Here is a 12,762-nt window from a genome sequence, read left to right on the forward strand (position 1 = left end):
CGGAGGGCGCGGCCGACTCGCCCTCGAAAATGCTCAACCTGCCCCGGTTTGACGCACCTTGTGCAACACAAGTTGTTCCACAGCTACAGAAACGCTGTTCTCCGGTCACAGACGCGTGGATACAGTGCTCAGGTAGTCACGCAGTGAAGTCATCCGGGTGTGCCGGAGTAACACCGGCGGACCGACGGGCATGGGAGACGGGGAGCCGCGCGTGCCAACTGCCATTGCCGTGACCAGTGCCGACATGGCACTGCCGCCGCAGGACGAACGGACGCTGCCCGCGGCCGTGCTCCAGGACGTCGACCGGCGCCCCCTGGAACACGTGCTGGCCGAGCTCCAGACGCTGGTGGACCAGCACGGACACGTGATCGTGGTGTGCTCCCAGGCCGTCCCGGCGGGTGTGGAACGACGCCTGCACACCGTCCGCGCCCTCCTGGAGACCGACCGCATCGCCCTGTTCCGGCCATCCCTGCCACCGCTCGGGATCGCCGTACTGGCCAGGCAGTTGCGCCAGTTGGCCTCCTGCGACCTCAGCCCCGGCGTCCTCGCCTCCGCCGGCCGGCTGCTCACCCACTACATCCACGCCGGCGCCCTGCTCGGCTCCGTCGCCCGGCTCGACCACGTCCCCGTGACCCTGAAGGCGCACGCCAGATCCTGGGTGCCCGGCAGCCAGTTCGGCGTCGTCGCCCACCCCGTGCCGCAACTGGTGAAGGTGGCACCCGAAGCCGCCCTGGACGGACCCGAGTTCGGCACCTGGCTGCTGGTCGCCAAGGGGCAGCTCGCCGCCGACTGGGTCACCGGCACCCTCGCCCCCTCCTGGCGGGTGCAGGGGCTGCGCGAGACGGCGCTGCCCGCGGAGTCCGCCGCATGGTGGGGCACGGGACGGCTGACCGAGTTCTGCGCGTACCTCCCCGACCTCTCGGTCCTCTACCAACTGGTCACGTCCGTACGGCGGAGCGCCTGCCACTGGTGCGGCATCGACGTCATCGGAGACCGCTGCGTGTTCTGCTCCGCGACACCACCGGTGTACGACGACGGCAGCGGTGGCGGGAGGGGCGGCGGGCGCGGCAGTGGCGGGGACCGGGCGCTGGACCACCGCCGCGATCCCGCCCTCGGCCGCCGCCGTGAGAGACGGGCCCTGACTGGGTAGGCCCGTAGCGCCCCGTCCGCCCGCCCCAGTCCGTCCGTCCGCCCGGACATCCGACCCCCCAATGAGGTTGCACGGCCCATGAACTCCCGTCAGCGCCGCGGCGTCATCCTGCTCCTCCTCTCGGTCCTCTGCGCCCTCGGCGCCTTCGCCGGCGTGCTGTCCGTCATCAACGACGTGAAGTCCAAGGTCGGCCCCGAGGTGGCCGCGTACCGGGTGAGGAGCGACATCGAGCCCTACACGCAGCTCGGCGCCGCGCAGTTCGAGAAGATCGAGATGCCCGAGCGCTGGCTGTCCGAGAACGCCGTCACCGACCTGTCCCAGGTCCGCGGGAAGATAGCCGTGACCAGGCTGAAGGCCGGCTCGCTGCTCCAGAGCGACATGATCGTCGACACACCCGCCCTGCGGCCCGGACAGCAGGAGGTCGCCATCATGATCGACGCGGCGACCGGTGTCGCCGGGAAGATCACCCCGGGCTCCGCCGTCAACGTGTACGCCACCTTCGAGGGCCCCCGCGAGGGCGACCCCGACCAGTCGAAGATCATCGTGACCAACGCCAAGGTCATCGACGTCGGCGAACTCACCTCACTGGAGCCCGACGAGGACAGCCGCGACCGCGAGCCCACCGACGCCGTCCCCATCACCTTCGCCCTGTCCACCATCGACGCCCAGCGCATCACCTACGCCGAGTCGTTCGCCCGGCGCGTCCGGCTCGCGCTGGTGGCCCCCGGCGGCGACACCGACGTCCCCGACCAGGACCGGACGTACGAACTCGCGAAGGACAAGTGAGAGCCGCATGGCCACGAGGATCCTCCCGGCAGTCGGCGACCCGGACGCCGTACGGTCCCTCACGACGCTGCTCAGCCAGCTCCCGGACGCCGAACCGGTCGCCCCGGTCGCCGACTCCACCCAGCTCGTCGACACCCTCGCCCGGCTCGCCGCCGAGTCGGTCGACGAACTGCCCGAGGTCGTGATCGTCCACGAGCGCGTCGGACCGGTCCCGGCCCTGGAGCTGATCCGCGAGGTCGCCCTCCGCTTCCCGGCCGTCGGCGTCATCCTCGTCACCTCCGACCCCGGCCCCGGTCTCTTCCAGGCCGCCATGGACCACGGCGCCCGCGGCCTGGTCGCCCTCCCGCTCGGCTACGAGGAACTCGCCAGCCGCGTCCAGGCGGTGGCCCAGTGGTCGGTGGGCGTACGCCGGCACCTCGGCGGCACCGTCGACGTGTACACCGGAGCGGGCGGCACCGTCGTCACCGTCAGCGGCGCCAAGGGCGGCGTGGGCGCCACCCTGACCGCCGTCCAACTCGCCCTGGCGGCCCAGGCGTCCGGCCGGTCCACCGCCCTGCTGGACATGGACCTGCAGACCGGCGACGTCGCCTCCTACCTGGACGTCCAGTTCCGCCGCTCCGTGGCCGACCTGGCCGCCATCACGGACCTCTCCCCGCGCGTCCTGGCCGACGCCGTCTTCCGCCACGACAGCGGCCTGGCCCTGCTGCTCGCCCCCGGCGAGGGCGAACGCGGCGAGGAGGTCACCGACCGCGCCGCCCGCCAGATCGTCGCCGCCCTGCGCTCCCGGTACGAGGTCGTCGTCATCGACTGCGGCGCCCAGCTCGGCGGGGCCGGCGCGGCCGCCGTGGAGACCGCCGACACGGCGCTGCTGGTCACCACCCCGGACGTGGTCGCCGTACGGGGCGCCAAACGGGCGGTGCGGATGTGGGAGCGGCTGCAGATCCGCAAGGCGCAGGAGACGACCGTGGTCGTCAACCGGCACACGCGGGGTACGGAGATCCAGCCGTCGCTGATCCAGAAGATCACCGGCACGGCGATCGCCGCGACCACGGTCCCGGCGAACTTCAAGGAACTCCAGAGCGTCGTGGACGCGGGCCGCGTCCACGAACTGGACGGCAAGAGCACCGTGAAGCAGGCCCTGTGGACCCTCGCGGGCGAACTGGGCCTGGCCGGCGTGCCCGACGCGGGCCGGAAGGGACACGGCCGCCTCCGGGGAGACCGCGGCGCGGCCGGCCTCCGGCGCCGGAAGGACGGTGCGGGGTGAGCGGACGGTGCGGGGCGGGCGGACGGTGCGCGGCGAGCGGGTTACACGGCCGGGTCCGGGACCGGGACAGCGGCCAGGTCACCATCGAGTTCCTCGGCATGACCCCGGTGATCATCACGACGCTGGTGGTGCTGTGGCAGCTCGTGCTCGTGGGATACACGTACACGCTCGCGGGGAATGCTGCGGACGAGGCGGTACGGGCGGCGACGGCGGCCGATCGCGGGGCCCGGCAGGGCGCCTGCCGGGAGGCGGGTCTGGACAAGCTGCCGGGCTCGTGGGAGGGGGGTGCCGAGGTGCACTGCGGTACCGCGGGCGGTTACGTCACCGCCGACGTGCACATCGAGGTCCCCCTGCTCTTCCCGGGCACCCTCAGCGTCCCCTTCACCGTGCACGGACACGCGGGGGCCGTGGAAGAGGAGGACGACTGAGATGCCGTACTCCCGCAGGGCACGAGCCGGGGACCGGGGCCAGGTGGCCATCGAGTACCTCGGCTTCCTCCCGATCCTGGTCCTCGTCGGCATGGCCGTCGTACAGCTCGGCCTGATCGCCTACACCGCCCAGCAGGCCGGCACCGCGGCCCGCGCGGGAGCGCGCAGCGCCTCGCTCCAGGAGAGCGCGGAGACGGCGTGTGCGGCGGCCGTCAGCGGCCGGCTGGCCGGTGGCACCCACTGCACGCCGTCGTACGGCGGGGACGAGGTGACGGTCACCGCCACCGTCGAGATCCCGTCGATCGTGCCGGGCTGGGACTTCGACCCGGCCCGCAAGACCGCCACCATGCCGCTGGACCACTGACCGAGGAGCCGAGGACGCATGAGCCTGCGCGCACGCATCCACTCCCCCGAGGAGCACGGCAGCCGGGGCGAGGACGGACACCTGGTCGCCTCCTACCGGGCCAAGCTCCTGGAGGAGATCGACCTCGCCGAGATGAGCTCGCTCGCGACGGCCGAACGCCGGGCCCGCCTGGAGCGGGTCCTCGGGCACATCATCAGCCGCGAGGGCCCGGTCCTGTCGACGGTCGAACGCTCCCAGCTGATTCGCCGGGTCGTCGACGAGGCGCTCGGCCTCGGCATCCTGGAACCGCTCCTGGAGGACGCCTCGATCACGGAGATCATGGTCAACGGCCCCGACGCGATCTTCGTGGAGCGCGCCGGCCGCGTCGAGCAATTGCCCCTCCGCTTCGCCTCCCACGACCAGCTGATGCAGACCATCGAGCGCATCGTCTCGACGGTCAACCGCCGCGTGGACGAGTCGAATCCGATGGTCGACGCCCGCCTCCCCTCCGGCGAGCGCGTCAACGTCATCATCCCGCCGCTCTCCCTCACCGGCGCCACCCTCACCATCCGCCGCTTCCCGCGCTCCTTCACCCTCCACGAGCTGATCGGCCTCGGCTCGCTCGACGAGAACATGCTCTACCTGCTGGCCGGTCTGGTGCAGGCCCGCTTCAACATCATCGTCTCGGGCGCCACGGGCACCGGGAAGACCACCCTCCTCAACGCCCTCTCCGGCCTGATCCCCGAATCCGACCGCATCATCACCATCGAGGACTCGGCCGAACTCCAGCTCCAGCAGGCGCACGTCATCCGGCTGGAGTCCCGCCCCCCGAACGTCGAGGGCCAGGGCCGCATCACCATCCGCGACCTGGTCCGCAACTCGCTGCGCATGCGCCCCGACCGCATCGTCGTCGGCGAGGTGCGCGGCGGCGAGTCCCTGGACATGCTCCAGGCCATGTCCACGGGCCACGACGGCTCACTGGCCACCGTCCACGCCAACAGCGCCGAGGACGCCCTGATGCGTCTGCAGACCCTGGCCTCGATGTCGGACGTGGAGATCCCCTTCGTCGCCCTGCACGACCAGATCAACAGCTCCGTCGACGTCATCATCCAGCTCACCCGCTTCGCCGACGGCGCCCGCCGCATCACCGAGATCGCCCTGCTGGCCAGCCACGGCGGCGAGCCGTACCGCCTGGCCACCGTCGCCCGCTTCAACGCTCGCCCGATGTCCGCCGACGGCCGCGTCGTCGGCGCGTACGAGTACCACCCCCTCCCGCACCGCACCGCCGAGCGCCTCTACATGGCGGGCCAGCCCATCCCGCAGGCCTTCGGCGTGGCCCACACACCGGACCAGCTCACCACCCGAGAAGCCAGGTAGGACCGCCCGATGGAACTGGACACGCTCGTCACGCTCACCACCGGCATCTCGCTGCTGACCTGCGTCCTGGCGGTCGTCGGCCTGCACTCGTACGCCGCCGGGAGGGCCCAGCGCGCGGCCCTCGTCGACCGCCTCACCGCGGCCGGCCGGACACCGGTGGCCGGACGCTCACGCCGCTTCCCCGGGCTGGACCGCCGTCTGCGCCGCACGAAACTGGGCCGCAACCTGGAACGCCGCCTGTCGGCCACCGGCCTGGACGTGACCCCCGGCGAGTTCTTCGCCTACATGCTGGCGACGGTCGCGGGCCTGTGGCTGATCGGCCAGGCGGCCCTGGCCCCCTTCTTCGGCCCCCTGGCCGGCCTGCTCGGCATCGGCGTCGCCGTCCAGTTCCTCAACTGGCAACGCCAGAAACGCATCGAGAAGTTCATCAACCAGCTCCCCGAACTCGCCCGCATCCTCGCCAACGCCACCCAGGCCGGCCTCGCCCTGCGCACCGCCATCGGCATGGCGGCGGAGGAACTGGAGGCCCCGGCCGGCGAAGAACTGGGCAAGGTCGCCGACCAACTCGCCATCGGCGCCTCCATGGACGACGCCCTCGGCGAACTCGCCGGCCGCCTCCCCTCCCGCGAACTGGTCGTCCTCGTCACCACCCTCGTGCTGTCCAACCGCGCCGGCGGCCAGGTGGTCGGCGCGCTGCGCAACCTGACGGAGACCCTGGAGGAACGCAAGGAGACCCGGCGCGAGGTCCGCACCCAGCTCTCCCAGGTCACGATGACGTCGTACGCCGTCCCCGTCCTGGGCATCGGCTCGTTGCTCCTGATGAACGGGGTGAAGGACGGCGCCCTGGAACGCATGACGGGCTCCCCGGCCGGCCAGGCCGCGGTGATCACCGCCTTCGCGCTCTACGCCGTCGGCTTCGTCCTCATCCGCCGCCTGTCCCGCATCGACGTCTGAGGGAGGAGACACGGACATGGGCCTCGCACTGCCCGGCATCCTTCTGGCCCTCCTCATGGGCATCGGCGTCTGGGGCGTCTTCGCCGGCATCCGCATGTACCGGGCGGAGGCCAGACTCCCCGACGACCTCGCCCTCGCCCTGGAGGTCGGCGCCACCCGCACCGGCGCGGCGCACTCCCTGATCGACCGCATGGGCATGCGCTACGCCCCCGCCGTACTGCGCCTGATGGGCCCCGCCCTGGTCGCCAGGTACCGCCGCCGGATCGACCTGGCCGGCAACCCCGGCGGCCTCACCATCGACCGCTACGCCGCCCGCCGCGCGGTCTACGGCTTCCTCGGCGCGCTGGGTTTCCTCGTCTTCGTCCTCCGGGGCCAGTACCTGGTGGCCCTCCTCCTGCTCGCCTTCGGCGCGTTCTGGACGGAGGTGGGCATCTGGTCGGCGATCCGCATCCGCAAGGACGTCATCGAACGCACGCTCCCCGACTTCCTGGACGTCCTCGCCGTCGTGGTCAGCGCGGGCCTGGGCTTCCGCCAGGCCCTGGACCGGGTGTCGACGCGGTACGAGGGCCCCTGGGCCGACGAACTGCGCATCACGCTGCGCCAGATGGACCTGGGCATGAGCCGCCGGGAAGCCTTCACGGAGCTGCGCCGGCGCAACGACTCCGAACAGGTCGCGATGTTCGTGACGGCACTCCAGCAGGGCGAGGAACTGGGCGCCCCGATCGTCGACACCCTGGTCTCCCTGGCCAAGGACATGCGCCGCACGGACGCCCAGAACGCCCGCCGCAAGGCCGCCCGCGCGGTCCCCAAGGCCACGCTGATGATCACGACCTTCATGGTCCCGGCCACGATGATCCTCCTCGGCGCCGGTCTGATCCTGGGCTCGGGGACGGACTTCGGCACGATCACGGGCGAGTAGGGGAGGTACACGTAAACAAAGAGAGTGCGATCGCATACATACCGGCAAGGTCAACAACCGATGAAACAAGGTCCAGTAGGGCCCATTTCGCGCAAGACCTTTCGCACATGCAATCAACTGTGGGACAGTCGTCGCCTGGTTCTCCCGACAGGCCGAGGTCCCGACCGAGCGCAAGGGAGGTGGAGATCGTGGACGCCGTCACGTCCGGCATGACCAGCCAGCAGATCCCCACCGCCCAGCCGTACGGCTCCGCCCACCCTGGAGGGGAACACCATGACCAACTGGCTCCGCACCGCCGCCGCATACCTGCACACCCGCACCGCCACCCCCAACGACAAGGGCCAGACAGCGGTGGAGTACCTGGGCATCATCGCGGTGGTGGTAGCGATCGTGCTGGCGATCACGGGGACGGACATCGGGCAGACGATTTACAACGCGATCAAGGACAAGATCACCGAGGTCACCGGTGCTTGACGTCTGCGCGTGTACGCGACGACGCAGGGCAGGCCTTCCCTATCTACATCACGGTGGTGGCAGGCCTGCTCTTCCTCGCGCTCGCGTACCTCGCGGTCGGCCAGGCCGCAGGGACTCGCAACGAGGCGCAGACGGCAGCGGACGCCGCGGCACTTGCAGCGGCTCTGGAAACCCGGGACCACCTCGCGGACCAGTGGCTCGACAACGTCCTGGAGCCGGATTCGTGGCAGGACATCTTCGAGGGAAGGGTGTCGGTTCCCAACGCGTGCTGGCGAGCCGAGGAGTTGGCCGCGCGCAATGACGCGAGCGTGGATTGTGCACCGGACGGGCTCCTGGGCTACACAGTCTCCGCCGAGACCAATGACACCGTTGGGGACACCATCGTGCCGGGCACAGAGGATCAGAAGGCGACAGAGAGTGCGACCGCGGTCATCGAAGCCCGCTGCTCGCCCAAGCCGCCCGCCGAGGGCGCAGGCGACGACGCGCTGCCGAGCCTCACCTGTGAAGGTGGCGAGGACTGGGACCTGAATCCGGACGACCTCTCGGACCTACCGAAGCCCGAGGACCTGTTCGATGTCCATCTGGCCGACAGCTGACAAGCGAACAATGAGGACGAAGGAAGCGGAGTCATGAGCATTCGGTTCACAAGGGGCCGCGGGGGACTGTCCGCATGGCCTGTTGCGATCACGCTGGTCTTCGGCCTGGTGGCTTGCAGCGGTGGAGGCGGAAGCGATGACGACAAGCCGGACGCATCGACGGCCGCTTCCAAAAGCAGTGAGTCCAAGCCGGATGCCCAGGAGGACGACTCGGGGCAGGCGCTGGCCGAGCTGAAGGGACCAAGCGGCCTGTTCCTCAAGGTCACCGCGTCGGAGCGGGACGCAGGAGGTTTCATCACGATCAGTGGGGACTTGAAGAACGACGGTGAGAAGACCGTCAACATCCCCGCTCAACTGAGTGGCAATGAAACCGAGATCATCAGGAACGGTAGCTCTTTGGGGGGCGCCACTCTGGTGGATCCCAAAGGCAAGAAGCGCTACTACGTGCTGCGTGACACAGACGGTCGTCCGCTCACGACCACAAACTTCCCCGCCCTGAAGGCAGGCGAGTCCCTGCCGGTGTTCATGCAGTTCCCCGCGCCCCCCGCCGACACGGCCGAGGTGACGCTTCAGCTGCCGATGTTCACGACCGGCACCATCGAGATCTCCGGGTGAGGGCATCATGACCTCGACCCCGCGCCTGATGGCCGCAGTAGCCCTCATGCTCGCCACGACCGTGTACGGCACCACCACCGCCCACGCCGACGACGACCCCAACGACCCCCCGGGCACGGAACCCTCCGCCGCCGCCCCCGTGGAGGTGGACCCCAACGACCCCGACCTCAAGCTCCCGGACGGGGCCACGCTCGCCCAGGCGAAGGTCCTGGACATCAAGTCGGTGGTGGAAGAGCAGAGCGGCGACGAACGCCGGGAGGACACCAACACGAGCGTGACGCTCGCCCTCCAGGCCGAGGTGCTGTTCGGCAAGGACAGCTCCAAGCTCGGCGCCGAGGCCACGTCCCGCATCCGGGGCATCGCCGACGAGATCAGAACCCAGAACGCCACAAGGGTCCGGGTCTTCGGCTTCACCGACGACCTCGGCTCCTCCGCCCACGGCGACGCGCTCTCCAAACGGCGCGCCAACGCCGTGCACGACGTCCTGTCCCAGTCCCTCAACGACGCTGGCATCACCTACGAGGTTCGCGGCTACGGCGAGCAGTACCCGATCGCCGACAACTCCACGGAGGCCGGTCGCAAGAAGAACCGCAGGGTCGAAGTCTCCTTCCCCCGCTCGGAGCCCTGACGCACCATGAGCAGGCGAACGCACCCCCGCCCAAGTCCCGCCCGCACGGTCCTGCCGGCCCTGGCAGCGCTGACCGCCCTGGCGACGACAGCGGCGTGCAGCACCACGCACCCGACGGACGACGAGGCACCCAGCACGCCCCGGAACCGCCCCACGACATCCCGCCCCGCACCGGCGCCCCCCTCCTCGTCACCGGCGGACGGCACCGACGTCAGTGCCTGCACCGACGGCAACTGCGAGATCGCGGTGACCGAGCCCGTGACCCTCCACTTCCAGGCACCGGGCGACGCCGGCCGGGCAACGTTGTCGGTGACGAAGGTCGGTCCGAACGAGATCGAGTACGAGGTGAAGTCCGGCAACAACCGCTCCACCGGCGGCGCGAGCGGCCCGGGCCAAGGCTGCCTCACGTACCTCCGCGAACACGGCAGCGGCAACTCCTGCGGCACCCTCGACCCCACCCGCCCGAGCCCGCAGCCCGGCGCCGTGGTGATCCAGGCGACGACGGGGACGAACGGAACGGCACTCCTCCACATCGTCTCGCCCTGAGGAAGCTCCCTCAGTGTCGGACAGGAGCTGCTACACGCAGCCCCGCCGTCCCGGCGACGAAGAGCTCCAGCCGTTTGTGCCACCCGTCAGGCGGCCGAAGCAGACGGCCGGAGCGTCGCTTCGACCCGACGCCAAGGCTCGGGCAGAGACGGCGCACGCACCGCCCCCGATGCCGACGCCAAGGGCGACGCCAGAGGAGGAGCCGGAAACGGCCAGCGCCACGATCCGCCGCCGCGGGCTCGGACGCGACCGGACCGACCGGCATCCCCCCGACCGATGCGTGCACGGCACTGCACTCCCCGCAGAGGGGAGACGCCCCTGGGAACATTCGACGACGGGATCGACGTCACGGACGACTAGTCCTGCCGACCAGCTCCGCCGCCCGACTCCCCCGGACTCTCCACGATCTCCACCCGCGCCCCCGTCCGCACCCCCCACTCACTCATCGCCCCGGCCTCCGCCTCCAGCACGTGCCGCGCCCGCAACCGGGGCAGCCCCAGCCTGCCCGGCCGCATCGTGCGCACGGCGATGACGGCGAGCCGCCGGTCGAGGTAGGCCACGTCGATGGCCATCCGCATCCGGAACGTGTGCACGCTGTTGGCGGGACTGAGCAGCATTGCTCCTTCGACGGAGTCGCGACCCAACAGCCCCTTGGTCCGCGCGCGGTACGAACTCGCGATCTCCAACGGAACGCGAACGCCCTCGCCACCCGGCCCGCCCACGACCAAAGCCCCCACCCCGTCCCGCCACCGCCGCCGTCCCATGCAGACACCCTCCGTACAGCTCCGTCACCCCGCCGAAGGTAGCTGCCTCGGAGCAGCCCCGGAGTTACGGAACCGTTACGGCCCAAGAAGCCACACGTACAGTGGATTTGAACTCCCCGGAGGCGGCAGGGAGACAGGTGTCACCCTGGTGTCGTCCGACCCCGGTGGATAGCGTTGCTTCGCTGAAGAGAAGCCTCGTCCCACCCAGGAGCCGACAGTGAATCGCCGCCGCCCCACCCTCATTGCAGCGCTCACGCTGACCGCCGCAGCGGCCTTGACGCTGTCCGCGTGCGGCAGCGACGACGACAGCGCCGCCAAGGACAGCGACAAGATCGCCGGAGCGGACACCGGCAGTCCCACCCCCTCGTCATCACCGACGGCGTCCGAGTCGTCCGAGCCCGGCCGGCCGAAGATCGAACTGCCTGATGATCTCTCCTACTCCTTCGACTGGCCCAAGACCGGAGACAAGGACAAGGACGCCGTCCTCGCCGATAGCGAGCAGTCCATCAAGGCCGTGGACTTGGCAATCGTCAACCAGGACGCACTCGACAAGGCTTATCTCTATTACTACGAGGGTGAGGCCGCCGTCGGCACCCAGAAGTTCATCCAGAACTACGTGGATCAAAAGGCGGCAATCACGGGAAGTTACCGCTTCTATGCCCCCGAAGTGGCAGTCGACAAAGACGGCACTGCTTCCTTCACGTACTGCGAGGATCAAGGCAAGGCGTACGTGAAGTACCTCAAGACCAACAAGGTCAGGAAGACTGAGGTGACTGCGAAGAGTTACGTCATCTACCACACGTCGCTGAAGAAGAATAGTGCAGGCGTCTGGGAGATCCAGAACATCGCCTCGCAGAGTGGGAGCGCCAAGTGCCAGCCCTGACGCATGGGTCGAAGACGCTGCCGGTCGCGATAGTTCTGATTGGGTGTCTGTCGCCTTTTGTCCTGCCCGGAGCCGCGCATGCCGACGACATCCTGGACGGCAACACGCAAAACTCGGGAACGGAGCAGCATGCCAACGCCGATGGCAGAGGGAACGTGTCGGTGACCGTGGGTGGTGTTGTCTTCGATCGCTCGAAGAACGGGAGTGGTGACTCGGTTGGTGCGGTGACGTCGTCCACGTCCTGGTCGCCGCCTGCGTGCTGGTACGCCCCGAAGTACACCCCCGAGCAGCTGCAGAAGTACCTGGAGCCGATCTGGGAGGCCGAGTCCACGGGGTACGAGTGGGATGCCAAGCAGCGGGAGAAGTACAACGCGCTGGATGAGAAGAAGGGGTTCAACAAGGACAAGACAGGTAAGGGCTATTGGTGGGGTTCGTATGTGAATGAGAGCTTCCCGCCGGGCTGGGACAAGTGTGACACCGAATACTTCTGGGTGGACCAGGGCGACCCGCCGCCCGCGGACAAGGAGAACGCCGTCACCCCGGAAGTCCTCGCCGAGCTCGCCTACGGGGAGATTCGTGTCCCCGGTACCGAAGTGACGCTGGCGCCCGCGGCGGCGACCAAGGTGAACCTTCCGACGTGGGCCTGGCTGGACGGTGCCGACTTCAAGCCGGTCTCGGTCACCGCGTCCGTGGAGGAGATCGGTATCTGGGCGACGGCCACGGCGGAGCCGGTCTCTCTGCAGATCGAGCCGGGCACCCCGGATGCCGAGACCTATCCGGCGTCGGGCGTCTGCGAGATCAAGGGCGGTCGCATCGGTGCGCCGTACGAGAAGGGCAAGGCGGACGACACACCGCCGTGCGGGGTGAAGTACCTGCGGTCCTCGGGTGACGGGACGTTCCCGCTTCGGGCGACGGTCAGGTGGAAGATCCATTGGACCGGCAGTGACGGTCCGGGTGACGACCTCCCCGACGGTACGTTCGGCGCCACCCAGGACGTGGTCGTCCAGGAGATCCAGGCCGTCAACCGTTGATCGA

At 69.6% G+C, this 12,762-nt stretch carries 16 protein-coding genes; 15 read left to right on the plus strand and 1 reads right to left on the minus strand.

Annotated features, from left to right (window positions below; genetic code table 11):
* The first annotated feature begins 190 nt into the window (after positions 1–190).
* The 13 genes from BZZ08_RS16935 to BZZ08_RS16995 all read left to right on the plus strand — a co-directional run bounded on the left by BZZ08_RS16935 (position 191) and on the right by BZZ08_RS16995 (position 10,080).
* Positions 191–1,150, plus strand: coding sequence for a hypothetical protein (locus BZZ08_RS16935; RefSeq protein ID WP_104633060.1), 960 nt, complete (start codon positions 191–193; stop codon positions 1,148–1,150).
* 78 nt (positions 1,151–1,228) lie between these two features.
* Positions 1,229–1,936 carry a Flp pilus assembly protein CpaB gene (gene cpaB / locus BZZ08_RS16940; protein WP_104633061.1) on the plus strand — a complete coding sequence of 236 codons (708 nt, stop codon included), beginning with the start codon at positions 1,229–1,231 and terminating at the stop codon, positions 1,934–1,936.
* 7 nt (positions 1,937–1,943) lie between these two features.
* Positions 1,944–3,200: an AAA family ATPase gene (locus BZZ08_RS16945; RefSeq protein ID WP_104633062.1), complete on the plus strand. Its 1,257-nt coding sequence runs from the start codon at positions 1,944–1,946 to the stop codon at positions 3,198–3,200.
* A complete protein-coding gene (locus BZZ08_RS16950) occupies positions 3,197–3,628 on the plus strand; it encodes a TadE/TadG family type IV pilus assembly protein (RefSeq protein ID WP_104633063.1) in 432 nt (143 codons plus the stop codon). The genes BZZ08_RS16945 and BZZ08_RS16950 overlap by 4 nt, the downstream gene beginning before the upstream one ends.
* A gap of 1 nt (position 3,629) precedes the next feature.
* Positions 3,630–3,992, plus strand: a complete 363-nt coding sequence (locus tag BZZ08_RS16955) for a TadE/TadG family type IV pilus assembly protein (protein WP_104633064.1) — start codon at positions 3,630–3,632, stop codon at positions 3,990–3,992.
* 18 nt (positions 3,993–4,010) lie between these two features.
* Positions 4,011–5,348: a CpaF family protein gene (locus BZZ08_RS16960; protein WP_104633065.1), complete on the plus strand. Its 1,338-nt coding sequence runs from the start codon at positions 4,011–4,013 to the stop codon at positions 5,346–5,348.
* Positions 5,349–5,357: 9 nt separating this feature from the next.
* Positions 5,358–6,302 (plus strand): type II secretion system F family protein, encoded by a 945-nt coding sequence (locus tag BZZ08_RS16965; RefSeq protein ID WP_104633066.1) that lies wholly within the window; start codon positions 5,358–5,360, stop codon positions 6,300–6,302.
* A gap of 16 nt (positions 6,303–6,318) precedes the next feature.
* Positions 6,319–7,221, plus strand: a complete 903-nt coding sequence (locus tag BZZ08_RS16970; RefSeq protein ID WP_104633067.1) for a DUF5936 domain-containing protein — start codon at positions 6,319–6,321, stop codon at positions 7,219–7,221.
* Between the two features lie 273 nt (positions 7,222–7,494).
* A complete protein-coding gene (locus BZZ08_RS16975) occupies positions 7,495–7,695 on the plus strand; it encodes a hypothetical protein (RefSeq protein WP_104633068.1) in 201 nt (66 codons plus the stop codon).
* Positions 7,692–8,291, plus strand: coding sequence for a pilus assembly protein TadG-related protein (locus BZZ08_RS16980; RefSeq protein ID WP_104633069.1), 600 nt, complete (start codon positions 7,692–7,694; stop codon positions 8,289–8,291). Before BZZ08_RS16975 ends, BZZ08_RS16980 begins: the two co-directional genes overlap by 4 nt.
* Positions 8,292–8,324: 33 nt before the next feature.
* Positions 8,325–8,906: a hypothetical protein gene (locus BZZ08_RS16985; RefSeq protein ID WP_104633070.1), complete on the plus strand. Its 582-nt coding sequence runs from the start codon at positions 8,325–8,327 to the stop codon at positions 8,904–8,906.
* 7 nt (positions 8,907–8,913) lie between these two features.
* On the plus strand, positions 8,914–9,534 hold the full coding sequence (locus BZZ08_RS16990) for an OmpA family protein (RefSeq protein ID WP_104633071.1): 621 nt from the start codon (positions 8,914–8,916) through the stop codon (positions 9,532–9,534).
* A 6-nt stretch (positions 9,535–9,540) separates the two neighbouring features.
* Positions 9,541–10,080 carry a hypothetical protein gene (locus BZZ08_RS16995; RefSeq protein ID WP_104633072.1) on the plus strand — a complete coding sequence of 180 codons (540 nt, stop codon included), beginning with the start codon at positions 9,541–9,543 and terminating at the stop codon, positions 10,078–10,080.
* 356 nt (positions 10,081–10,436) lie between these two features.
* Here the strand turns inward: BZZ08_RS16995 and BZZ08_RS17000 are convergent, their stop codons facing one another.
* Complete coding sequence (locus tag BZZ08_RS17000; protein WP_104633073.1) at positions 10,437–10,844, minus strand: DUF192 domain-containing protein; 408 nt, start codon at positions 10,842–10,844, stop codon at positions 10,437–10,439.
* A 217-nt stretch (positions 10,845–11,061) separates the two neighbouring features.
* Here BZZ08_RS17000 and BZZ08_RS17010 point away from each other — a divergent pair, with 217 nt between their 5' ends.
* Together BZZ08_RS17010 and BZZ08_RS17015 are read left to right on the plus strand one after the other, a co-directional pair.
* A complete protein-coding gene (locus tag BZZ08_RS17010) occupies positions 11,062–11,727 on the plus strand; it encodes a hypothetical protein (protein ID WP_198601533.1) in 666 nt (221 codons plus the stop codon).
* Positions 11,715–12,758 (plus strand): hypothetical protein, encoded by a 1,044-nt coding sequence (locus BZZ08_RS17015; protein ID WP_198601534.1) that lies wholly within the window; start codon positions 11,715–11,717, stop codon positions 12,756–12,758. The genes BZZ08_RS17010 and BZZ08_RS17015 overlap by 13 nt, the downstream gene beginning before the upstream one ends.
* Positions 12,759–12,762: the final 4 nt, after the last annotated feature.

The organism is Streptomyces sp. MH60 (genome assembly GCF_002939385.1).
GTDB lineage: Bacteria > Actinomycetota > Actinomycetes > Streptomycetales > Streptomycetaceae > Streptomyces.